The 23,453-nt window shown below is 55.8% G+C and carries 23 protein-coding genes; 7 read left to right on the top strand and 16 right to left on the bottom strand.

Features of this window, described 5'->3' with window-relative positions; genetic code table 11:
* Window positions 1-22: 22 nt before the first annotated feature.
* Window positions 23-943, bottom strand: a complete 921-nt coding sequence (locus tag PGY33_RS02240; RefSeq protein ID WP_270477135.1) for an FUSC family protein — start codon at window positions 941-943, stop codon at window positions 23-25.
* Window positions 944-1,311: 368 nt separating this feature from the next.
* Window positions 1,312-1,437, bottom strand: a complete 126-nt coding sequence (locus PGY33_RS02235) for a hypothetical protein (RefSeq protein WP_270477133.1) — start codon at window positions 1,435-1,437, stop codon at window positions 1,312-1,314.
* Between the two features lie 190 nt (window positions 1,438-1,627).
* Between PGY33_RS02235 and potA the strand changes: the two genes are divergently transcribed.
* Genes potA through PGY33_RS02215 form a run of 4 tightly spaced genes read left to right on the top strand, consistent with a single transcriptional unit; the run spans window position 1,628 to window position 5,368 of the window.
* Window positions 1,628-2,680: a spermidine/putrescine ABC transporter ATP-binding protein gene (gene potA, locus PGY33_RS02230; RefSeq protein WP_270477131.1), complete on the top strand. Its 1,053-nt coding sequence runs from the start codon at window positions 1,628-1,630 to the stop codon at window positions 2,678-2,680.
* Window positions 2,677-3,528, top strand: a complete 852-nt coding sequence (locus PGY33_RS02225) for an ABC transporter permease (RefSeq protein ID WP_270477130.1) — start codon at window positions 2,677-2,679, stop codon at window positions 3,526-3,528. The genes potA and PGY33_RS02225 overlap by 4 nt, the downstream gene beginning before the upstream one ends.
* Window positions 3,525-4,334, top strand: a complete 810-nt coding sequence (locus tag PGY33_RS02220) for an ABC transporter permease (protein WP_270477128.1) — start codon at window positions 3,525-3,527, stop codon at window positions 4,332-4,334. Before PGY33_RS02225 ends, PGY33_RS02220 begins: the two co-directional genes overlap by 4 nt.
* Complete coding sequence (locus PGY33_RS02215; protein WP_270477126.1) at window positions 4,331-5,368, top strand: ABC transporter substrate-binding protein; 1,038 nt, start codon at window positions 4,331-4,333, stop codon at window positions 5,366-5,368. The genes PGY33_RS02220 and PGY33_RS02215 overlap by 4 nt, the downstream gene beginning before the upstream one ends.
* A 156-nt stretch (window positions 5,369-5,524) precedes the next feature.
* Here the strand turns inward: PGY33_RS02215 and PGY33_RS02210 are convergent, their stop codons facing one another.
* From PGY33_RS02210 to PGY33_RS02200, 3 genes are read right to left on the bottom strand one after another with little or no spacing between them, the layout of a single operon-like run.
* Entirely contained in the window at window positions 5,525-7,819 is a 2,295-nt protein-coding gene (locus PGY33_RS02210; protein WP_270477124.1) for a xanthine dehydrogenase family protein molybdopterin-binding subunit, read from the bottom strand.
* On the bottom strand, window positions 7,816-8,289 hold the full coding sequence (locus PGY33_RS02205; protein WP_270477123.1) for a (2Fe-2S)-binding protein: 474 nt from the start codon (window positions 8,287-8,289) through the stop codon (window positions 7,816-7,818). Before PGY33_RS02205 ends, PGY33_RS02210 begins: the two co-directional genes overlap by 4 nt.
* A 12-nt stretch (window positions 8,290-8,301) precedes the next feature.
* Window positions 8,302-9,066, bottom strand: a complete 765-nt coding sequence (locus tag PGY33_RS02200) for an FAD binding domain-containing protein (RefSeq protein ID WP_118360064.1) — start codon at window positions 9,064-9,066, stop codon at window positions 8,302-8,304.
* A 137-nt stretch (window positions 9,067-9,203) separates the two neighbouring features.
* On the opposite strand from PGY33_RS02200, the gene PGY33_RS02195 reads away from it, so the two are divergent.
* Both PGY33_RS02195 and PGY33_RS02190 read left to right on the top strand, forming a co-directional pair.
* Complete coding sequence (locus PGY33_RS02195) at window positions 9,204-9,545, top strand: winged helix-turn-helix domain-containing protein (RefSeq protein ID WP_119189248.1); 342 nt, start codon at window positions 9,204-9,206, stop codon at window positions 9,543-9,545.
* The gene (locus tag PGY33_RS02190; RefSeq protein WP_270477122.1) at window positions 9,472-10,152 is read left to right on the top strand and encodes a nucleotidyltransferase family protein; all 681 of its coding nucleotides are present in this window, start codon (window positions 9,472-9,474) and stop codon (window positions 10,150-10,152) included. Before PGY33_RS02195 ends, PGY33_RS02190 begins: the two co-directional genes overlap by 74 nt.
* 483 nt (window positions 10,153-10,635) lie before the next feature.
* Here PGY33_RS02190 and PGY33_RS02185 read toward each other — a convergent pair whose 3' ends face one another.
* The 5 genes from PGY33_RS02185 to PGY33_RS02165 all read right to left on the bottom strand — a co-directional run bounded on the left by PGY33_RS02185 (window position 10,636) and on the right by PGY33_RS02165 (window position 17,612).
* Window positions 10,636-12,036: a uracil-xanthine permease family protein gene (locus PGY33_RS02185; protein ID WP_118753466.1), complete on the bottom strand. Its 1,401-nt coding sequence runs from the start codon at window positions 12,034-12,036 to the stop codon at window positions 10,636-10,638.
* Window positions 12,037-12,298: 262 nt separating this feature from the next.
* The gene (locus PGY33_RS02180) at window positions 12,299-13,135 is read right to left on the bottom strand and encodes a prephenate dehydrogenase (RefSeq protein WP_270477119.1); all 837 of its coding nucleotides are present in this window, start codon (window positions 13,133-13,135) and stop codon (window positions 12,299-12,301) included.
* A 106-nt stretch (window positions 13,136-13,241) separates the two neighbouring features.
* Window positions 13,242-13,895, bottom strand: coding sequence for a VanZ family protein (locus PGY33_RS02175; RefSeq protein ID WP_270477118.1), 654 nt, complete (start codon window positions 13,893-13,895; stop codon window positions 13,242-13,244).
* 66 nt (window positions 13,896-13,961) lie between these two features.
* A complete protein-coding gene (locus PGY33_RS02170; RefSeq protein ID WP_270477117.1) occupies window positions 13,962-15,887 on the bottom strand; it encodes an NAD(+) synthase in 1,926 nt (641 codons plus the stop codon).
* A gap of 327 nt (window positions 15,888-16,214) precedes the next feature.
* Window positions 16,215-17,612: an alanine/glycine:cation symporter family protein gene (locus tag PGY33_RS02165; protein WP_270477115.1), complete on the bottom strand. Its 1,398-nt coding sequence runs from the start codon at window positions 17,610-17,612 to the stop codon at window positions 16,215-16,217.
* 224 nt (window positions 17,613-17,836) lie between these two features.
* Here PGY33_RS02165 and PGY33_RS02160 point away from each other — a divergent pair, with 224 nt between their 5' ends.
* Window positions 17,837-18,388, top strand: a complete 552-nt coding sequence (locus PGY33_RS02160) for a DUF3877 family protein (RefSeq protein ID WP_270477113.1) — start codon at window positions 17,837-17,839, stop codon at window positions 18,386-18,388.
* Between the two features lie 57 nt (window positions 18,389-18,445).
* On the opposite strand, the gene PGY33_RS02155 is transcribed toward PGY33_RS02160, so the two are convergent.
* From PGY33_RS02155 to PGY33_RS02130, 6 genes are all read right to left on the bottom strand, one after another.
* Window positions 18,446-19,654: a peptidylprolyl isomerase gene (locus PGY33_RS02155; RefSeq protein WP_270477111.1), complete on the bottom strand. Its 1,209-nt coding sequence runs from the start codon at window positions 19,652-19,654 to the stop codon at window positions 18,446-18,448.
* 602 nt (window positions 19,655-20,256) lie between these two features.
* Window positions 20,257-20,670 carry a Mini-ribonuclease 3 gene (locus PGY33_RS02150; protein WP_118477955.1) on the bottom strand — a complete coding sequence of 138 codons (414 nt, stop codon included), beginning with the start codon at window positions 20,668-20,670 and terminating at the stop codon, window positions 20,257-20,259.
* The gene (locus tag PGY33_RS02145) at window positions 20,670-21,578 is read right to left on the bottom strand and encodes an RnfABCDGE type electron transport complex subunit B (RefSeq protein WP_117488130.1); all 909 of its coding nucleotides are present in this window, start codon (window positions 21,576-21,578) and stop codon (window positions 20,670-20,672) included. The genes PGY33_RS02150 and PGY33_RS02145 overlap by 1 nt, the downstream gene beginning before the upstream one ends.
* Window positions 21,579-21,593: 15 nt before the next feature.
* The gene (gene rsxA / locus PGY33_RS02140; protein ID WP_110435485.1) at window positions 21,594-22,184 is read right to left on the bottom strand and encodes an electron transport complex subunit RsxA; all 591 of its coding nucleotides are present in this window, start codon (window positions 22,182-22,184) and stop codon (window positions 21,594-21,596) included.
* Between the two features lie 21 nt (window positions 22,185-22,205).
* The gene (gene rsxE / locus PGY33_RS02135) at window positions 22,206-22,829 is read right to left on the bottom strand and encodes an electron transport complex subunit RsxE (RefSeq protein ID WP_118477953.1); all 624 of its coding nucleotides are present in this window, start codon (window positions 22,827-22,829) and stop codon (window positions 22,206-22,208) included.
* 14 nt (window positions 22,830-22,843) lie between these two features.
* Window positions 22,844-23,452 (bottom strand): RnfABCDGE type electron transport complex subunit G, encoded by a 609-nt coding sequence (locus PGY33_RS02130; RefSeq protein WP_118360072.1) that lies wholly within the window; start codon window positions 23,450-23,452, stop codon window positions 22,844-22,846.
* Between the last annotated feature and the right edge of the window lies 1 nt (window position 23,453).

Below are 23,453 nucleotides of genomic sequence, written 5' to 3'. Positions count from 1 at the left end.
TTCGTGCACCTGCGGTATATTTTTACACATGATGAAACGCAGTCAGAAAATCATACGCATCGAGCAGATTGCCGATATGAAAATCCATAACCTGTGCATCCACCGGCGAGCACCGGCAGTAATCCTTAAGGTTTTCCGGCGCGGTAAGACCATGTGCCTCCAGCCGCTCTATACTCTCCTCTCCGGGTGCCGGATTGGAGTCCATATTGCACAGCGCCGCCAGCTCACCGCACATTTTGGCAAGCAGCTGCTCGCAGCCGCGCAGATAGGCAGCCTCCTGCCGTCGGGCGGCAACACGCACGGCATGCTGCCACAGCGCTACCGGCTGCTTCTCGAAAATACGCAGCTCGGACGCAAGCGAGGTCATTTTCTCTGTCAGCGGCGTCAGATCCGGATAACGATGCTCGAGCACACGCGACTGCAGCAGCGGCAGAAACATTTTCTGAATCTCGTTCATCATATTGATGATCTTCTGACGGTTGTTATACGGCCGGATTACCACATTGACGAGCAGCGCCACGACCAGACCGACCAGTGTATCGGTAAATCGGTGGAAGCCGTACACAATTGAATCTCCGCCGGTATACAGGCACACATCCGCAAACACAATGCTCGCCAGCGGAATCGCAAAATTCAGCTTGAGACCGATACACAGTGAAATCACACACAGCACGCCGAGCGCCATCCACACGAAAAACGTTGGATTGGGCAGCACGGTAACAAACACACATGCGATCAGATAGCCGAGAAATGTACCCGCTATCTGATTAAGGCTCTCCTTGAGCGAATCTACCCAGGTACGGCTCATCACCGAGATCGCACCGATGGCTGCAAAAATAGGCAGGCTCGAACCCAGCACCATCGCCAGTGCAAGCGCCAGACCGACCGATATCGCAGTCTTGATGGCGCGCTGACCTACCCGAAACCGTTTGATAAACTGCAACGTCCTATCCCCTTTACCCCTGAATACCGTATGTTTTTAAGTGTACCACATTCTATCGGTAAAAGCCAACACAATCCTGTCACACAAAGAAAAAAGGCCTCCCGGCCATCTGTTCCGGGAAGCCTTTATAAATTCGGTTTGATTACCGCTTACTTAGCAGTGCGCTCAGCCTTGCGAGCCTTAGCGAAAGCACGGCCGCTATCCAGCTCCATCATGCGTGCGCTTACCAGACCATTAAAGAAACCCTTCATCATGATATATACAACTCCTTAAAAGTTAATGACTAAATTACGTTTTTGTGTTTGGATCATTTCCTGATCACAGGTATTATAATACACGATAACCGCCTCTGTTACAAGAGCCATATTTTATGAACCTTCACCAATCGAAGCACCATCTTTTTGTGCATATTCAACAGTATCAGTTTGCGAAGTGTACAAATCAAACCATTTCAGCTTGTACGCTTTATATAATAAATCTGGCAAATCCTCCAAATCGAGCATCCTCCCCTCGAATTTCCCTGCTTTTTTGCGAGCAGAATCTGCGTATCACCTTGACTTTTACGACATTTCCCTATACTATTATATGATAAAAATTTATTTGCTACAATATATAGCGCGACCCCAAACCGAGCCTGACCCGCTCGGTTTGGGGCTGCTACCTGTTTGGGGAGAGTGATGAGGATTGAATCAAAATCTGGTCGATCTGCAAAACCTGAAAAAAGAATTTGACGGAACGCCTGTGCTGCGCGGCATTTCGCTGTCCATCAAGCGCCGCGAGTTTGTGACCCTGCTCGGTCCGTCCGGCTGCGGCAAAACGACCACACTGCGCATCATCGGCGGCTTTGAGCAGCCGGATTCCGGCGATGTATTCTTTGACGGCAAGCGCCTGAACGATGTTCCGCCGTATCAGCGCGAGATCAACACCGTATTCCAGCGTTATGCGCTGTTCCCACACCTGAATGTTGCGGAGAATATTGCCTTCGGTCTGCACATCAAAAAGCTGGACCGCGCAGACATCAAGCGCAAAACCGCAGAAATGCTCGAGCTGGTTGGTCTGCGCGGCTTTGAAAACCGCGATGTGACCAGTCTTTCCGGCGGTCAGCAGCAGCGTGTCGCCATCGCGCGTGCACTGGTGTGCGAGCCGCGTGTGCTGCTGCTCGACGAGCCGCTCGGTGCCCTCGACCTCAAGTTGCGCAAGGACATGCAGATCGAGCTGAAGCGCATTCAGCAGCGTACCGGCATCACCTTTATCTACGTCACCCACGACCAGGAAGAGGCGCTGACGATGAGTGACCGCGTTGTCGTTATGAACCACGGCGTTATCCAGCAGGTCGGCAGCCCGACCGACATCTACAACGAGCCGGTCAACGCCTTTGTCGCAGATTTCATCGGCGAATCCAATATCATTGACGGCGTGATGCTCGAGGACTGCAAGGTCGAGTTCTGCGGCCGCACCTTCGAGTGCGTGGACAAGGGCTTCGAGACGAATGCGCCGGTCGATGTCGTTATCCGTCCGGAGGATCTTAAAATCGTTTACGCCGGTGACGGTCTGCTGCAGGGCGTTGTTGAGTCCATCGTATTCAAGGGCGTGCACTACGAGATGATGGTTCGCACCCAGTTCTTCACCTTCATGGTGCATTCCACCATGGCGGAGTCGGTCGGCAAGACGGTCGGTCTGTCCGTCATTCCGTTTGACATCCACATCATGCACAAGAGTGCGGAGGCGGAAGCGTGAAAAAATCCTTTGCCTATCCCTACGGCGTGTGGCTGGCGGTGTTCATCCTCGCGCCCATACTCATGGTCGTTGTCTATGCGTTCCTTAACGCGGACGGCGGCTTTACCCTGCATAATTTCAGCTATCTGCCCGGCTTCCTGCCGATTTTCGGACGGTCGTTCTGGCTGGCGTTTCTCTCAACGGTGGTGTGCCTCGTGCTCGGCTACCCGATGGCGTATCTGATGAGCCGCCTGTCCGCCAGCCGCCAAAGCCTGTGCATGATGCTCATCATGCTCCCGATGTGGATAAACTTCCTGCTCCGCACCTACGCATGGATGTCCATTCTGGAGAACAACGGCTTTATCAACCAGTTTTTCCGCTCCATCGGACTTATCTCGTTCCTGCAGAGCCATTTCGGCTATTCGCTGGATTATATTCCGCTCATCAACACGCAGGGCGCGATTGTGCTCGGCATGGTGTACAACTTTCTGCCGTTCATGGTGCTGCCGATCTACACCGTTCTCATCAAGCTCGACCGCAAGCTGATCGAAGCCGCACAGGACCTCGGCGCGCCGACGCACCTTGTATTCCGCCGTGTAATCTTCCCGCTGAGCATTCCCGGTGTGATTTCCGGCATTACAATGGTATTTGTGCCGTCTGTCTCCACCTTCGTTATTTCGCAGATGCTCGGCAGCGGCAAAAACCTGCTCGTCGGCGACCTGATCGACCTTCAGTTCATGGGCGGTGCGTACAACCCGCATCTCGGCTCGGCTATCGCGCTCGTGATGATCATTCTCATCTTCATCTGCATGTGGATCATGAACAAGTTCGATGACGGCTCCTCCGAGGAAGGAGGGCTGCTGCTGTGAAAAAGTTTTTCAAGAACTTCTATCTGCTGCTGATCTTCCTGTTCCTGTACGCGCCTATCGTTGTGCTGATGATTTTTTCGTTCAACGATTCCAAGTCGCGCCGCCTGTGGAACGGCTTCACGACCCGCTGGTACGTCGAGCTGTTTCAGGATGCGGATATTCTCCATTCGCTGTATGTCACGCTGCTCGTGGCTGTTGCCGCTGCCGCGATTGCAACCGTGCTCGGCACGATTGCCGCCATCGGCATCCACAACATGGGCCGCAGAGCCAAGGCGGCTTACCTGACCGTCAACAACATCCCGATGTCCTCCTCGGATACCATCATGGGTGTAACGTTCATGCTGCTGTTTGCCGCCATCGGTCTGGACAAGGGCTACCTGACCCTTATCCTCGCGCACGTTACGTTCTGCACGCCGTATGTCGTGCTCAACGTCATGCCCAAACTGCGCCAACTGGATAAAAACGCCTATGAGGCCGCGCTCGACCTCGGCGCTACACCGCATCAGGCGCTCCACAAGGTCATCCTGCCGGAGATTATGCCGGGCATCGTCACGGGCGCTATCATGGCATTCACCATGTCGATCGACGATTTCGTGGTGTCCTACTTTACCGCCGGCACGACCAGTCAGCCGCTGTCGGTCGTGATCTACTCCATGACGCGCCACCGCATGACACCGAAGATCAACGCCATCTCGACCATTCTGTTTCTGATCGTGCTGGTGCTGCTCCTCGTCATCAATATGCGCCAGTCCCGCGACGAGAAACGCCGCGAAGCCGCCCGTCGGAAAGGAGCGATGCAGCCGTGAAAAAACGTATGCTTTCCCTGCTGCTGTGCGGCGCGATGTGCACCGGACTTCTCTCCGGCTGCGGCAATGCATCCTCGGCGGAGGTGCTCAACGTGTATAACTGGGGCGAGTACATCGACACCGACCTTATCGACCGGTTCGAGGAGGAAACCGGCATCAAGGTTATCTACAACACCTTTGATTCCAACGAAAACCTGTATTCGCGCATCCAGACCACGAGCTACGACGTCATTATCCCGTCCGACTACGCGATTTCGCGCTTTATCGACGAGGATATGCTTCAGCCGCTCAACTACGACCACATTCCCAACATGAAGCTGATCGACGAGAAATACACCCATCTGGACTTCGATCCCGAGCAGAAGTATTCCGTGCCCTACACCTGGGGCGTGGTCGGCATCGTGTACAACACCAAGTACGTTGATAAAGCGGATATTGGCTCGTGGGATTTGCTGTGGAATCCCAAGTACACCAACCGCACCGCGATGTTCAACAACTCACGTGATGCGCTCGGCATTGCGCTGATGTATCTTGACTGCTCCCTCAATACCACCGATAAGGCTGAGCTTCGGCAGGCAGCCGACCTCATTATCGCCGGGAAGCCGGTGTATCAGGGCATCTGGATGGACCAGATTCTCGAAAAACTGCCGAGTGAGGAAATTGTGGCCGCACCGTACTATAATGGCGATGCCGTCACGATGATAGACGAAAATCCCGACCTCGCATTCTACGTTCCGAAGGAGGGCACCAACCTGTTTGTAGATGCCATGTGTATCCCGAAGAACGCGAAGAACGTTTCGGGCGCGGAGAAGTTCATCAACTTCATGTGCTCGACCGAGGCGGCGATGGCAAACTGGGAGTATGTCGGCTATTCCAGCCCGCAGACTGAGGTCTATAACGAACTGGACGAGGAAATCACCAGTGACCCGCTGTATTTCCCAGATATTACGCAGTATCCGACCGAGGCCTATACCAACCTGCCGACGGAAATCAACCAGTATTACAACGACCTTTGGGTTGATATTTTAACGTGATTTAATATGTTTGCCGTAGGGCGTGACGACCTCGGCACGCCGTGTAAACCATCTGCAACCCGTTACAACGGCGCGCCGAGTCGTCGCGCCCTACAGATTTTGACATCTGCGGCAAAGAAAAAGAACGTATCCGATCGGATACGTTCTTTTTTGCACTTACTTTTGCTCCAGCGCTGCCATCGCAATCTTTTCCGGCGTGATGGGAAGCTCATAGAACCGCTTGCCTACGGCATTTCGGATTGCATCCGAAATCGCCGGCAGCGGTGTATTGATAACAACCTCGCCGATGGATTTTGCGCCGAACGGGCCTTCGCCCTCGTAGCTGTTCTCAAACTCCACGCGGATTTTGCCGATATCCACGCGTGCGGGAATCTTATACTGGAAAAGCGAATTCTCCATCGGATAGCCGCGGTCATCGTAGGTGACGCTCTCGGTCAGCGTCATGCCGATGCCCTGCGCAATGCCGCCCTCGGCCTGCACGCGCGTCAGGTTCGGATTGATGGGCGTACCGCAGTCCACTGCCGCAGCGTAATCCAGCAGGGTTACCTCGCCGGTTTCGGTATCCACCTCGATTTCAGCCGCACCGACCATATACGGCGGAGGCGAAATCTCGGACGAATGCGTAACCGTTGCCTGCAGCTCGATGCTGTTGCCGTTCATGGAAGCCGTCGCAATATCACTCAGGTTAATGGTCTTGCCTGCATTTTCGCCTTCCTCTACGCGGACTTCCTTTCCGTCAAAGCTGACCTGCGCCTTGTCGCAGCCGAGCAGCTTTGCACCGAGCGCACAGATTTTGCCGCGCAGCTCGAGCGCGCACTTCTCGGTCGCCTTGCCGGTGACATAGATTGTACTCGAGGCATACGAGCCGGAATCATACGGCGACCAGTCGGTGTCCGCACTCAGCGTGGTGATGTTGTCAAGCGGACACTCAAGCACCTCTGCCGCAATCTGCGCAAGCGTGGTATCACAGCCGGTGCCCATATCCGCCGCGCCGATGAGCAGCGTGTAAAAGCCCTCATCGTTGACCTTGAGGGTCGCACTGCCGACGTCCATGCTCGTGATGCCCGAGCCCTGCATTGCCATGCCCATGCCGACCGCACGAATCTTGCCGTTTCCCATGTCCCGGCACGGATACTTGTTATCCCAGTCGATCATGTCATGCACGCGCGCCAGACAGCGGTCGAGCGCACAGCTTGTGTTCAGCTGGCCGTAGTACGCGGGCATGATCTCGCCCTCGTGCGTAATATTCATCTCTCGGATTTTGAACGGGTCCATGCCGAGAATGTTCGCCAGCTCGTTCACCGCGCTCTCCACCGCGAACAGGCCCTGCGTCGCACCATAGCCGCGGTACGCGCCCGCCGACATGTGATTGGTGTACACAACGTCGCTCGTAAAGCGGAACGCCTCGGCCTTGCCGTACAGCGGAATCGACTTATGACCGGACAGACCGACCGTTGTCGGGCCGTGTTCGCCATACGCGCCGGTGTTGGACAGCGTGTGCAGGTCGATGCCGCGCACGATGCCGTCCTTGTTTGCGCCCAGACGAACGTGCATTTCCATCTCGTGACGCGGCGAGGAGGCAATCTGGCTCTCCACGCGGCTGAAGATGATCTTGGACGGCTTCTTTGTCATCCAGGTGACAAACGCCGGATACACCGCGCTGACCGCGGTCTGCTTGGCGCCGAAGCCGCCGCCGATGCGCGGCTTGGTGACACGCACCTTGCTTTTCGGGATATGCAGTGCGTTCGCCACGATTCGGCGGGTGTGGAACACAATCTGGGTCGAGCTGATGATGTGCAGACGGCCGTAGGTGTCGATCTCGCAGTAGGTGCGGAAGGTTTCCATCATCGCCTGCTGGCATGCCTGCGTGTGGTACACGCGGTCGATAACGACATCGCAGTCCGCGAGGACCGCATCGATATCGCCGCTGCCGCACTCGTCGTGCGCGCACAGGTTGCGCCTGTTGTCCGCGCCGACCGGCGCAAGGCTCTCCCAGTTGTCCTCCGGATGCACGAGCACCGGATTGTCCTTTGCGGTGTGGAAATCGAGCACCGGCTCGAGCACCTCGTACTCCACCTTGACCAGCTTCATCGCCTTATCAACGCATTTTTCGTCCGCACCGGCGAGGATGGCAACCACATCGCCTACAAAGCGCACATGGCGGTCGATAACAAGGCGGTCATACGGACTGGCCTCCGGATAGGTCTGACCGGCCTGTGTGTAGCGGCGGCCGTCCTGGTCTACGTCCTCCCATGTGAAGATGGCCTCCATGCCGGGGACTTTCATCGCGGCGGTCTTGTTGATAGACTTGACGATGGCGTTCGCGTGCGGCGAGCGCAGCAGCTTGACGCACAGGCAGTCGCGCGGCGTTACATCGTCCACATACACCGGCTGGCCGGTGACGAGCTGCATCGCATCCTTTTTGCGGAGCGGCTGATTGACTACCTTCACTGTGCGTCCTCCTCTCTCTGCTTTTTCCAGTCAAGATAGGCGCGGATACCGCGCAGCTGTCCCTCATAACCCGAGCAGCGGCACAGATTGCCCGCCAGATATTCCTTGATCTCCTCATCGGTCGGGTCCTGCTTTTCGCGGAACAGCGCGATCGCGTTCATCATAAAGCCGGGATTGCAGAAGCCGCACTGCTCCGCCCCCTGATCCGCGATGAACGCGCCGAATTCGGCGGCTTCGCCCTGCAAGCCCTCCAAGGTCGTGATCGTATGTCCGCTTGCACGCGCTGCCAGCACCGAGCAGGACAGCACCGGCTTTTCGTCCATAAATACGGTGCACAGACCGCAGTTTGCGGTCTCGCAGCCGCGCTTGACGCTCAGGCAGCCATGCTCCCGCACAAAGTCGATGAGCAGCGTGTCCGCCGCCACATCGTCTGCTACTTTCTTTCCATTCAATGTCATTGTGATCAGCATATCCGTTCCCCCTTACTCTGCATCGAGCGCGTGTGCCGCGCGGCGCACCAGCACACCCGCGAGGTGTCTGCGATATTCCGCACTGCCGCGCAGACTGCTGCCGGTCTTGATTTCCGCCCGAACGGCTTCCGCCATCTGCTCCGCCGTTTTATCCACAGGCTGTGCATAAATCTGTGCGCGCGCCGGACGGGCACCGATGGCGAACCGATAGCCGTTCTCATCCTTGACAGACGCACAGGTCAGCACCGGAATATCGGTCTGGCTGATGCGCACAGACTGGTAATTGAACTTCGCCTTTCGCTTGGGAACGATCACGCGCACCAGAATATCGCGGTCCTTGGGTCTTTCGGCGTACTCGGAAAGCGGCACAATGCCACCCTTGTACAGCTCTACCTGTGCATCCAGCACGAGGAACATGGTCAGCACATCGGAAAAGCCGAACCGGCTGTACAGGCTGCCGCCGACCGTCGCAAGATTGCGCAGCTGCACGCCGACAATATGGCGCACAGACTCGCGCATCGCACCGTTCGTGTAGGCTGCCAGTCCTTCGTGCAGCTCCAGCGCGCGCAGCGAGGCCATCGCACCGATCCGGAACTCGGTGTCGGTCTCCTCGATGGTGTCCAGTCCCAGACCGGACAGGTCGATTGCCGTGCCGACATTCAGCGTCTCCATTTTGAGCCAGATCATGCCGCCGATCACACGGTTGGACTTTTTCTGGTTGAGCGCATACGCTTCCTCGAGCGACTCGGCTTTTTTGTATTCCCGTATCGTCAACATACGTTATATCCTCTCTCTTTCAGGGGAATGTGTTATCTTTTCAGTATACTACTTTTATTTTACCACAAAATCTGCTATAATGCCGTTGTGAATATCAAAATACAACGAAAAGAAAAAGTTGTGGGAAAGGAGCCGCCATGCAGCCAAATATCCGCGTGATGCTGTTCGATGAGGACGGCGAACGCTTTTTCGGTGAGGGACCGTGCCGCCTGCTGCATGCCATCGAGCAGACCGGATCGCTTCGCGCCGCCGCGCAGTCCATGCAGATGGCATATACCAAGGCGCTCGGACTCGTCCGTCATGCTGAGCAGGTGCTCGGTTTTGCGCTCACCGAGCGCAAAATCGGAGGCAAAGGCGGCGGCGGCAGCATACTCACCGACGAGGCAAAGGAGTTTCTCTATCGCTATGAGCAGTATCGTGACGCCTGCAAACAGGCAGGAAAACAGCTCTATCCACAGTTTTTCCCCGATGAAAAGTGAAATCGGATGTGTGATCATGGCATCCGGCCTGGCAAAACGGTTTGGCTCCAACAAGCTGCTCGCCGAATTTGACCGAAAACCGCTGCTCTGCCGTGCGTTTGCCGTGACAGAGGGGTTGCACCGCGTGGTCGTTACCCGCTCGACCGAGGTGCAGGCATTGTGTGAAGAATGCGGCATTCCCGTCCTGCACCATGCCCTTTCCTTTCGCAGCGACACCGTGCGGCTGGGACTGGAGTACCTGCTGCCGCGGTTTCCGTCCATGTCCGGCTGCGTGTTTCTGCCGGGCGATCAGCCGCTGCTGACGAGGAAAACGCTCTGCGATATGATATCGGCATTCTGCGCGCAACCGAGGAAACGATCACGGATTTTTCGTCTGTGCGAACCGCAAAGCGGCACGCCGGGCAGTCCCGTGCTGTTCGGCGCGGATTATTTTGAGGAATTGCGCTCTCTTCCCGAAGGCAAGGGCGGCGGCGTAGTTGTCAAACGGCATGCGGAACAGGTTACGCTGTTTCCCGCAAAGCATCCGGCGGAATTGATGGACGCGGATACACCGGACGTTCTCGCAGAATTAAAAATGATTTTTCAAAACGATTCATTTTATCGGTAATGCCAACCATTTGATGTGGCGTTACATGGGCGCACCTTGTGCGCCCCTACGGTTACGTCTGTGCAGTCAGTTTACACGGTGCGCCGCGGCCCGTCGCACCCTGCAGTATCATTTTACGTCTCGCTCAATCGGAATGGCGAATGGTTGACCGTTACAATCATTTTCCATCCTCAATTCTCCATTCGCAATTAAAAACCCCGGAAAGAGCTTCTTTCCGGGGTTTCAGTCTGTCAAAAAAGTATTATTTTAATTTTTACGCTTCGTGCGGCAGCACGCATAAAATAGAATTTGCGAAGCAAATTCATAAATTCCGGGAGCATGTATCTCGGAATTTATACAAGGGAAGAAAAAATGTGCCCGTCAGGGCGCGGTTTTTCTTCGGAATTCGCTCGAAAGCGTGGTTTCGAGCGAGAGACTGCTCGGAAAACGTTAGTTTTTCGACAGTCTCAAACCCCGGAAAGAACTTCTTTCCGGGGTTTTGCATTATGCTTCGGTTTTCTTATCCTTCGGGAGCACGATATTGAGCAGAATCGCAACAAATGCTGCCGGTACAATACCGGAGCCGCCAAAAATCAGCTGAACCGCCTGCGGCGCCTGTGCCAGAATGGTCATATTGGCACCCATGCCGTAGCCGACACCCAGAGCAACCGACACGATGGTCAGATTACGCGGCGTCATCTCCTCCTTGGTGATCAGCTGGATACCGCTGATAACGATGGACGAGAACATCATAACAGCCGCACCGCCGAGCACGGACTGCGGCATAATGGACACGATCGCGCCCAGCTTCGGAATCAGACCGCACAGAATGAGGAAGATCGCGCCGACGGCCAGTGCGCCTCGGTTGACGACCTTGGTCATGGTAACAAGGCCTACGTTCTGGCTGAACGAGGTGTTCGGCAGTACGCCGAACAGCGCCGCAAACGACGAACCGATACCGTCGCAGGCTACGCCGCCGGACAGCTCCTTGTCGGTTGCCTCACGGCCCATGCCGCCTTCCATAACGCCCGAAATATCGCCGACGGTCTCGACTGCGGTAACAATAAACATAACCAGCACCGGCAGGATGGCGCGCAGATCAAACACCGGCTTTACCGGCATCAGCTTCGGGATGGAAAACCAGCCGGCCTGTGCTACCTTGTCCCAGTTGAGTACCCATGCCTTGGTGAATTCTACACCGTCCGCATCAACTGCGGTGGTCGGCAGAACAAAACCCATGATGATTGCCGCAATGTAGCCTGCAATAATGCCGACAAAGATCGCGGACGAACCAAGGAAGCCCTTGCAGCCGTGCTTGACGACCAGAATAACCACCAGCACGAACAGCGCCAGCAGCAGATTTTCCATCGAGCCGAAATCCTTCGCGGAGTTGCCGCCGCCGAAGGAATTGATGCCGACCGAGATCAGCGACAGACCGATACTCAGCACGACCGTGCCGGTAACGACCGCCGGAAAGAATTTGCGCAGCGGCTTGAGGAAAAAGCCGAGTACCGTCTCAAACAGGCCGCCGAGAATGGACGCGCCCATAATCGCGCCATAGGCAATCACACCGCCGCCCATGGTAGCCGCAACGCTGTTGAACACGCCGATAAAGCCCGAGCTTGTACCCATGATGATCGGCACCTTGCCGCCGATCGGGCCGATGGAAAACAGCTGCACCAGCGTTACCACGCCGGCCACAAACATCGCGTTCTGCAGAACGCTTACCTGCAGGTCCGCGAACTCGCCGCCTGCAATGCCGCACGCACCCATGATGATGAGCAGCGGTGTCAGGTTGCCGACGAACATCGCAAAAACGTGCTGCAGTCCCAGCGGAATCTTGCGCGATAGAGGCATTTTTGCCTCAAAATCGTGCGCTGCGTCCATAGAAATTTTCTCTTGCATACCCACACTCCTTTGTGTTGTCCTGTAAAGTGCCGTGCCATTCATTCCCCTTAGCAAAACACTTTCTGATTTCATGCAAATAAATTATAACAAAAACAAATTCCTATGTAAATGGATTGCGCGGACAGCCGCAGGATTTTGGAGGTATGCGCAAAAATTTACGTTCTGCGACCTGTTTCCTTAACAATTTCCCGAATCTGCGCAAAAGGAAAGGAACAACGCACACAGGCATTGTCCCTTTCGTATCGTTCCGAATTCCTGATTAACCCAGTCTTTCCTTGCGCTCACGTCCGTCTCTCAGCAGAATGGTCAGTTCCTCGCGGTCTCCTGCACGGATGGCCTTGCGGTATTCGTCAAGGTGCTTGATAACCTCATCAATCTCCTCCGCGAGCGGCTCTGCGTTGCACAGGAACAGCTCGCTCCACATGGTCTCATTCAGCTTGGCAACACGCGTCAGATCCTTGTAGCTGCCCGCCGAATAGCCGTTGTGCTTGTCCGCCTCCGGACTTTTGATGTACGCCGAGGAAACCACATGCGCCAGCTGCGAGGTAAACGCGATCATGTGATCGTGCTGCTGCGCGGTACAGCGCACGGTCTGACCGAAGCCGAGCGACATGAAGTACGCTTCCAGCTGCTCAAGCACACGCTCGGTGCTGCTCTTTGTCGGCACAAAGATCATGCTCGCACCGTCAAACAGGGTCGACAGGGCAAAATCCAGACCGGAGAACTCACGGCCCGCCATCGGATGGCCGCCGACGTAGTGCACACCGGCGTCGAGCGCCGCCTGCTCCAGATGATCGACCATAAACTGCTTGACGCCGACCATATCCACGATCACGCAGCCCTTTTTCATCTTCGACATGTTCTCAAGCAGCCAGTCTACCGTTGCCTGCGGGTACAGACCGATGATAACAAGGTCAGCCTCCTTGTACAGCGCTTCGGTCGCAATCGCGTCAATCGAGCCGTCAGCCAGTGCCTGCTCTGCAGTTGCACGCGTACGGTTCCAGCCCAAAACGCGGCTGAGCGTGCGCGCCTTGATGGTTTTCGCCATCGAGCCGCCCATCAGGCCCAGACCGGCGATGAGTACGGTATCAAACATAAATGGGTTCCCCCTGTCTTTTGTTTTTTATTCAGTTAAAGTTTATAACGGCAGACAGGGTTTGTCAATGAAAAACCGACTGCCTTTGCAGCCGGTTGTCATTTCATTATTTCTTCGGTCTTGGATTGACACTGCAAATCCGGTGCCACAACGGCGTAATCCGGCAGATAATAAACACGAGCAGCGCACCTGCCAGATTGAGGATAAGATCATCCACATCGCACGAGCCCGTTCCGGTGTACACCTGCAGCACTTCCACCGCCGTGATGCTCAGCGTGAGCGACGCCGTGAAAAAGAAAATGCTTCTCTGCCAGCGGAACAGTGCGGGCAGAAATACGCCCATCGGCGCAAACGCGATCAGGTTGCCTGCCAGATTGAGCACCACAAGCCGCAGCGAGATATTGCCGTAGCCGTAGGCCAGCAGGTAATTTTTCACCGTACGGAGCGGCTCCAGATTCACCATATCGAGCGAGGTATGACCAAATCCGCGGCCGAACGCGTTATCGAAAAACAGCACATTCAGCAGCACCCATATGTAGTACAGAAACAGCGCCAGCATGTACAGCCGCCGCCGTATCGGACGCGTATTGTCCGGCACGCCGCAGAACAGCGCAGCACGCAAAAGTACCGCAAAAATCGCTGCAAACACGAATTTCTGCTCGGGTGCAACGGTGATTCCGGGTGCTAACTCATAATAGATGTTGAAGCACAGAAATACCGCTGTCAGCAGTACCGCTATGCCGCGAATTAAATTCTTCAAAAGGAGATTCTCCTTTGTGTTGGAATATCATAGGGCGGGAGTACCCGCCCTATGTCAAAAATTCTGTTACAGGCTCTCCGCTTCCCTGAGCCACAGCGCGGACACTGCGTCCGACGGCATACGCCAGTCGCCGCGCGGCGAAAGCGTTACGGTACCGACCTTCGGGCCGTCCGGCAGGCAGGAGCGCTTGAACTGCTGCGTAAAGAAGCGGCGCATAAAGGTCGTCAGCCACTTCTTGATGGTCGCGTCATCGTACACGCCCTCGAAGGTCTTGTGTGCGGCACGGAAGATCTTGCGCGGCGGATAGCCGAAACGCAGCATGTAATACAGGAAAAAGTCGTGCAGCTCGTACGGACCGACCAGATCCTCGGTCTTCTGGCTGATTTCGCCGTCCTTAGGCGGCAGCAGCTCGGGTGATACCGGGGTATCGAGCACATCCTGCAGCACGTCGGACAGCTCACCGAGGGTGCGGTCTGCCTCGTAAGCGACAAGGTAGCGCACCAGCGTTTTCGGGATAGAGCCGTTCACGCCGTACATACTCATATGGTCGCCGTTGTAGGTCGCCCAGCCGAGCGCCAGCTCGGACAGGTCGCCCGTACCGACAACCATGCCGCCGTTCTTGTTGGCGAGGTTCATCAGTACCAGCGTGCGCATGCGCGCCTGACCGTTCTCAAAGGTGACAGACAGATCGTCCTTGGACTGGCCGATATCCATGAAATGCTGATCGACCGCCGCCTTGATGTCCACGGTCTCGAGCGTAACGCCGTAGGCTTCCGCCAGCTTTTCTGCGTTGCCCTTGGTACGGGCGGTTGTGCCGAAGCACGGCATGGTGACAGCCAGAATGCCCTTGCGGTCGAGTTCGAGCATATCAAACGCATGTACGAGCACGATGAGCGCGAGTGTGGAATCCAGTCCGCCGGACAGGCCGACGACCGCCGTTTTCGCGTGCGTATGGCGCAGACGGGTCGCCAGACCGGTGGCCTGAAGCGTGAGAATCTCCTCGCAGCGCTCGTCGCGGAGCGCCTTGTTCGCCGGAACGAATGGCGTGCGCGGGAAGGTCCGGTCAACAAGGTCGTTCTCCACCGGCTCGAGCGAGAACGAGAACACGCTGCCCTCGATAGACTCGAATGTGTTCATGCGCTGACGCTCGTGCGCCAGACGCTGGAGGTCGATATCCGCGTAAATGATGCCCTGCGAGAACATCTTGCTCTCAGCCAGCAGCGCGCCGTTCTCGGCGATCAAATCGTGACCCGCAAAAACGAGGTCCTGCGTGGACTCACCGAAGCCGGCGTCCGCATACAGGTACGCGCACAGCAGTCGTCCGGACTGCTGACGAACAAGGTCGCGGCGATAGCCCGCCTTGCCGATGATCTCATCCGATGCGGACAGGTTGACGATAATGTGCGCGCCCATCTGCGCCAGCGTAGTAGACGGCGGATTCGGCACCCACAGATCCTCGCAGATTTCCACGCCGAAGGTGAACAGCGGCTGCTCGTCGCACTGGAAGATCGTGTCCGTCACCAGCGGCACACAGACGGTTTCGCCGTCTGCATTCTTGATGTCCACGCTCTCCATTCCGCCGGACAGGGTGTCCGCAGACACGAAATGGCGCTGCTCGTAGAACTCCGAGTAGTTCGGGATGTGGGTTTTCGGCACAAACGCCAGCACATCACCGGCGTTTACGACAGCAGCCATATTGTACAGCTTACCGCGCACGCGCAGCGGCAGACCGACTACGATGACAGCCGCAAGCTCTGCGGTCTCGCGGCAGACCGTGTTCAGCGCCTGCATCGCGCCCTCGAGCAGTGTTTCCTGCAGGAACAGGTCGCCGCAGGTATAGCCGGTCAGGCACAGCTCGGGGAATGTGATGAGCTTCGCGCCTTTGGCAGCGGCCTCCTTCGCCAGCTTTACGATCTCAGAGGTATTATATGCACAATCCGCAACGTGCAGATCAGGCGTTGCCGCGGCAATTTTGATAAATCCATCTCGCATCGGTGATGCTCCTTCCAGTGGAATAGTCCAGATAGAGTTAGTATACCTCTTTTTGTACCTTTGTGCAAGAGCGGCTGTACCAGACATAGATATAAAACGCGTGCCTATCGTTTGAACCGGCGGGCTGAGGGCAGCCCGCCGTATGACCCATCTGCACATTGTGTATCCGCCTGGGCGAGCAATGCTCGCCTATGCAACGTTGAATCACACGAGTCTTGGGCGCACACTGTGCGTCCCTACGATATAACCTCTGCAAACCATACACAATCTGTCCTGCAAAATGACGAAATGGAGAATGAAATGATTTCATTCTCCATTTTCAATTACTTACCGATCCACAACCGGAATCTCAGACTCATCCTTTTCATCCAGATGCTTCAGATAATGCTTTGTCTCTGCCGCGATCACGCCGGAGAGCAGCAGCACAGCGATCAGGTTCGGGATGGCCATGAATGCATTCAGCACGTCCGCAATAGTCCACACAAGGTCGAGCGCAAGCACGGGTGCGCACACAACGACCGCGATAAACAGCACCTTATACGGCAGAATTGCCTTTTTACCGAGCAGATACTCAGCTGCACGCTCGCCGTAGTACGACCATCCGAGGATGGTGGAGTACGCGAACGTAATGATGCTGACCATCAAAATCAGCGGACCGATATACGGAATCTGTGCGAATGCCGCCGTGGTCATCTGACCGCCGTTTGCCATGTTTTCCACGCTGACCGCCGGATTTTTCATCATCGAGGAGATGAGCACCAGACCGGTCATCAGGCACACGACAACCGTCGTCCAGAAGGTGCCGGTCGCGGAAACGAGCGCCTGCCGCACCGGATTGCGCGTCTGTGCCGCGCTGGCAACCAGCGGCGCCGAACCCATGCCGGACTCATTCGAGAACAAGCCGCGTGCCACGCCGTACTGCAGAGCCAGACGGATGCCGCCGCCGACCAGTCCGCCGGTCACCGCGCCCGGCTTGAACGCCAGCACGAAAATGGCCTTGAGAGCCGGCAGCAAAAAATCGTAGTTGGCGCATAGAATAACGATGCAGCCGACCACATAGAACAGCGCCATCAGCGGCACCAGTTTTTCGCACACAACTGCAATGGATTCAATGCCGCCAATAATGATAATCGCGGTGATAATGCCGAAAATAATGCCGATTGCGATACGCGGCAGGCTGATGGGAAGGTTGGTCTCCAGCACCTCGGCAATGGCGTTGATCTGCGTGCCGCAGCCGATGCCGAACGAGGCGAGCATAGCGAACAGCGCAAACAGCACCGCCATCACCTTGCCGAACTTCTTCCACTTGAGGCCGCGCTCAAGCGCGTACATCGCACCGCCCATCATGCGGCCGTCCGCGGTCTGCACACGGTACTTGACCGCGATCAGGCTCTCCGCGTACTTTGTGGCAATGCCGAACACGCCGGTCAGCCAGCACCACAGCACAGCACCCGGTCCGCCGAGATAGATGGCCGTGCCGACACCAATGATGTTACCCGTGCCGATGGTCGATGCGAGTGCAGTCGTCAGCGCCTGAAACTGACTGACGTCACCCGGCGAATCCGGGTCCTTTGTCACCGACAGGCGGATGCCGGTTAAGGTCTTGCGCTGGATGAAGCCCGTGCGGAACGTCATAAAAATATGCGTACCGCACAGCAGCACCAGCATGGGCAGCCCCCAGATCCCGCTGTCGATTTTGTTCATTAACGCAGCAAATACTTCCATGTATCCGATTCCTTCCTCACTTTTCTTCTCTTTCGGACAAGAGAAGGCGCTTACCCCCATTTTGTTCGGATAAGCGTCGTAGACCTATATTATATCGAATTTTCCGAAAATATGCAAGCATATTCGTGCATATTCGACACTTTTTCGGCATTTGACGCGATATTGCGCGTTCTCCTATCGTATGCTATAATCGTATCGAATTAAAAACTATCGAGGTGTTCCCTATGAACTCTGTGAATTATAAGCGGCTGGAAAAGAGCCTGACCGATGTCATTCAGGAGGCACAAATCAAGATTGGCTACGACCACCACCCGATCACGCTGTATTATCCCACGGAATCCGTGGCGCGTTTGCTCGGCACACCGGAGGAGGACGCGGACAGCACTGAGCGTGCGCTCGCTTCCCTTTCCGCGCACACCGCCGACACACTTGGCGCAATCCAAGTCACCCGCGATGACAAGCGCTTCTGCTTCCATATTTCCGCAGAAGGCACACAGTATGTACATGAACAGCTGCCGGAACCCGCGTTTCTGCGTGCATTTCTGCAGGTAATGCGCGGTCTAACGGTCAGCTTTGACGATATTCTTGCGGTGTTCCATCAGTTTTCCGACAAGGTACACTGTGAGAAGCTCGAGGGCAACGAGGAGTTTGACTACCTCGTGTACTTCGAGGACGGCACACCGGACAGCTACCGCTACTGCATCAAGCTGGATGATGACGGTGATGCCGTCTATCATCGCTTTACGCCAGAGGATTATGCGGCGTTTGGCTTCTAAACCTCACGCAGACATGAAGAAAGGACGCTCCTTGAGCGTCCTTTCTGTTTTGCGGTTTTACTGAGCGGACTCGGTAGTAGCCGTCTGCGCCTCGTCAGTCGCGGTCTGGCTGTCGGTCGAGGTCTGGTCTTCGCTCTGCGCGTCCTCAGTCTGCGCATTGCCGTCATCATCCGATGTATTGCTGTTCAGAACAGTCTGCACGTCAGCCGGCAGATAGTCCTTGGTGTTATCATAGGTGATCTCGTCGTAAGCATCGGTGGTCTGGATGTCAGCCTCGTCGATCCACTGCTGCATCATCTCGTCGATCGAGCCGGCAGTTCCCTTTTCGGAAGCAACTGCTGCGATGATCGCGTCGCGCATATTCTCGAACTCATCCTGATTCAGCTCGCAGCGCTTGATGATGTGGTAGCCGTACTTGCTCTTAACCAGGCCGGAAACTTCGCCTTCCTGCAGCGCCTTGGCAGCGTTGTAGAACTCGTCTACCATTTGACCCTCGGTGAAGGTATAGCCCTTGGCATACTGTGCTTCGCCTGCATCCTCGTTCTTCTCGGTCAGCAGCGCGTCAAAGTCCTCGCCGTTGTTCAGACGATCCAGAACCGCCTGTGCTTCCTTCTTCGCTTCCTCATCGGTGCGGGTGGTCTCGCCGGTGGACGGATTCGTAGTCAGAATGAGGATGTGCTTTGCAGTGATGTAGTTGTCATCGAAATACTTCTGCAGCTCGTCATCACTCGGAACATTTACGCCGTTCTCACCGAAGTAGTAATCCTTCAGCACCTGTGCGCATGCGCTGACATACTGGTAGTTATTGTAGTTATCCATGTCAAAGCCGATCGAAGCCAGACGCTGCAGATAAGCGTCCTCGCCGCCGAGCTGCTCCGCATTCTGCTTGTTTGCCATAACAATGTTCTTCTTCTGGCTGTACGACAGGGACAGACCCAGCTCATCCATCTTCTGCTTAACGATATGGATCAGAGCGACCTGCTGCTTTGCGGACTCCTTTGCGGCATCGCCGAATGTAGATGCCATATTCTTCTCAGAGAGACCGTACATAGAGTACATCTGCTGATAATTGATGATCTGGCTCATCATATAGCTTGCATACTCATCTGCGTGGATTTCCTCACCGTTGACCGTCATAACGACCGGTGCATCGCTTTTCAGCTCCTGATAATCCACCACAAAGGTGGATGCGCCGTATGCAGTTGCGCTCATAACGACAGCCAGCATAACGACCAGCGCAACGATGCGCTGCACTAACTTGCTCATATTACTATGCTCCCTTTTCTGTATTTTACGAACGCTATCAGTATAACACTATTTCGGAACAGGCACAAGCGAAAACACAGAAACATCACAAATTTCGCTGCCCGCTGGGGACGGCGTACCACGCCGCGGGGGCAAAAGGGTAGACACCTGCGGTTTCTACCCTCTTGACTCCCGTTTCCCTTTGTTTCTTAACCCGGCGCAGACCGGAGACCGGCGACCGCTTCGAGAAGGAGAACGGCAGTCGGGTTACTCTTGCGTATCTTTCGTGAAATATTCGCGGTTCACAGATAGCTTACTGCTACACAGGCGGTTTACTCTCCGCAGGCGCGACACGAGGTGAATTGCCCGAAAGGCAAGAGAAGGTCCCCTGGGGGATACCCGTGTCGCGCAACTCATTGGCCTGGCAGCTACAGACAGCACCTGCGAATTTCATCTGATGATAAATGTTATACCGTAGGGTGCGCCGACTCGGCGCACCTTTTCTAACGAAAAAACACCCGTAAAATGCAAAAATGGAGAATGAAAACCATCTGGTCAATTCTCCATTTTCCATTCTCAATTACTGCAAACAAAAAGAGAACCGCTTCCGCGGTTCTCTTTGTTCATTTCGCGTCAAACCCTTGACAGATAACCTCAAACAGCGCATTGATACGCTCATAGCGTCCCTTGAGGTACAGCCAGCCGAACAGCGCCTCGAGTGCGGTCGCGTAGGCATACTCTGCCACGGAGGCCGACTTCGGCACGGATTTCGGCTTTGCGTTGCGTCCGTGACGCAGAACGGTCTGCTCGTCTTCATCGAGCATAGGCTGAATGCGCTTTACCGCTTCCGCCTGCGCGGACGCACGAACGAGCTGGATCGTACGGCTGTGCAGGTTTTTCGCGGTCTGAGTGCCGCCGCACGCCAGATGCGTGCGCACGAGTATCTCATAAACAGCGTCGCCCACATGGGCGAGTGCAAGACTCGTCATGCGGGCGATCGCAGCGTCATCCAGCACAGGGTGCAGATGATCGGTCATTACTTGTCCTCAGCAGCCTTTGCTTCAGCGGCCTGCTTTGCAGCCTCAGCCTTAGCCTTGGCAGCAGCAGCCTGCTTAGCCTGCATTTCCTTGAACTTGGCCTTCTCTTCCTCGGTCGGAACCGGCTCGATGCAGCCCTTCGGGCAAACCTTGGTGCACATCTTGCAGTTCTTGCACTTGTCGTAGTCGATCTTGGCAACGCCGTCTACTACGTGAATTGCATCGAACTTACAGGTCTTCTCGCACATCTTACAGCCGATACAGCCATTGGAGCAAACCTTCATAACCTCCGGGCCCTTGTCCTTGTTCACGCAGTTAACGTGAACCTTCTTGACCTCGGATACCAGGTTAATGATCTTCTTCGGGCAGGTGGAAACACACTTGCCGCAGGCAACACACTTGTCGGTATCAACCTTTGCAACGCCGTCCACGATGTGGATTGCGTCAAACGCACAGGCCTTTACGCAGGAGCCGAGGCCCATGCAGCCAAAGGAGCAAGCCTTCGGGCCGCTTGCTACACGCATTGCAGCGTTGCAGTCCTGCAGACCCTCGTAGTTTGCCTTGTCCTTTGCGTTGCAGCCGCCGTTGCAGTAAACGTGTGCAACCTGACGGTCGCCGGCAGCAACCTCAACGCCGAGTACCTTTGCGACCTTCTCAGCCGCAGCAGCACCGCCGACCGGGCAGCCGTTTACCGGCGCACGGCCCTCTACGATTGCAGCAGCCAGACCATCACAGCCCGGAAAACCGCAGCCGCCGCAGTTAGCGCCCGGCAGGCACTCGCGTACCAGCGGGATGCGCTCGTCAACCTCTACAGCGAAAACCTTAGCGGCAACGCCGAGCAGGATTGCGAAAACGATACCCATGATGAACAGTACCGCTACCGCGTAAATAACATTTTGCATATCCATTTCTTGTGTCCTCCCTTACCAAATCGACAGGCCGGAGAAGCCCATGAAGGACATAGCCAGCAGCGCTGCTGCAACCAGCGAGATCGGGAAGCCTTCAAAGCACTTCGGGCACTTGGAAGTAGCGTCCAGACGCTCACGGATGGAAGCGAACAGCACGATTGCCAGCGTGTAGCCGACACCGGCTGCAACGCCGTATACCAGAGAGCCGATGAAAGAATAGCTGTTGGAAATGTTGGTCTTAGCAGCACCGAGCACCGCACAGTTGGTGGTGATCAGCGGCAGGAAGATACCGAGCGCAGAGTACAGCGACGGCATAGCCTTCTTCATGAACATCTCGACGAACTGAACCAGCGTTGCAATTACGAGAATGAACGCGATGGTCTGCATGTAGCCCAGACCCAGGGGTTCGAGAATGAAGTACTGTACAGCCCAGGATGCTGCGGAAGCGATCGCCATAACGAAGATAACCGCCATGCCCATGCCGAGCGCGGTGTCGGTCTTCTTGGATACGCCGAAGAACGAGCAGCAGCCGAGGAACTGAACGAGAATGTAGTTGTTGACCAGGATTGCCGCGATTGCGAGCGACAGGATATCGGTCAAACCCATAGAGGCAGGTAAATTAAACACTTACTTGTCCTCCTTTCGAGCCATGATCTTCTGGATCGCAGCCAGGATGAAGCCCATCATGAGGAAGCCGCCGGCCGGCAGGATCATCATGACCATCGGGTTGGAGTTGAAGAACGGAACTGCGATGCCGTTAACGCCGTTAACGTAACCGGACAGGATGGTGCCTGCGCCGAGCAGCTCACGGAAGAAGCCCATGAGTACCAGAGCGAAGGTGAAGCCCAGACCCATTACAACACCGTCGAGTGCGGACGGCAGAACCTTGTTCTTGGAAGCATACGCCTCGGCACGGCCGAGGATGATGCAGTTTACTACGATCAGCGGCAGGAACAGACCAAGGGACGATGCCAGCGACGGCAGGAATGCCTGCATGGACAGGTCGATCATGGTTACGAAGGTTGCGATGATCGTGATAAATGCTGCGATGCGGATCTTATCCGGGATAATTCTGCGCATCGCGGAAATAACGATATTGGAGCAGATGAGAACGACGGTAGCCGCCGCGCCCATGCCAATCGCATTCTGCAGAGAAGTAGTGGTTGCCAGCGTCGGGCAAAGACCGATCGTCTGCATGAAAACCGGGTTATCGAGGATAACGCCCGATTTCAGCTGTTCAGAAAATTTCATTTGGCTTTTCCTCCTTAACCCAGAGTAGCGACATATGCTGCCGCAGTATTAACGCCGTCGGTTACAGCACGGGAGGTGATGGTAGCGCCGGTGATCGCATTGATCGTGCCGCCGTCCTTGGTCACCTTGAGCTGACCGTCAGCAGTCTGACCTGCAAACTGGGTGATCCAGTTCGGGTCTGCCTGGCTCTTCGCACCGAGGCCCGGGGTCTCAGCGTGAGAGGTTACCTTTGCGCCTGCAACGGTGCCGTCCGCGTTGATGCCGACGATCATCGTCAGGTTGCCGCCGAAGCCCTTCGGCTCTACCTGTACGCAGTAGCCGATCTCTTCGCCGTCCTTGGTTGCCTTGTAAACGCCGTCGATCTGAGCAGCGGTACGGCCTGCCGGCAGGGTTACGCCAGCGGCTGCAACGTCCTCAGCGGACAGTGCGGTGTCGAGATCCTCGAAATCAGCGTCCGGGATGATCTCTGCCATTGCTGCGTTGCGGGTTTCGATACCGTTCTGGGTGATCTTATCCGCGGTTACACCGTTGATAACGCCCAGCAGCAGTGCACAGATGAACGTGATGAGGCCCAGTACGACGACAAGCTGTACGATGCCGCCTTCCTTTTTGCTGTTATCCATG

Origin of the sequence: Butyricicoccus sp. AF18-9LB (assembly GCF_027684505.1) — a bacterium.
Taxonomy (GTDB): Bacteria; Bacillota; Clostridia; order Oscillospirales; family Butyricicoccaceae; genus Agathobaculum; species Agathobaculum butyriciproducens.
The sequence above is the reverse complement of the archived record's forward strand: the minus strand, read 5'-3'. Positions and strand labels throughout refer to the sequence as shown.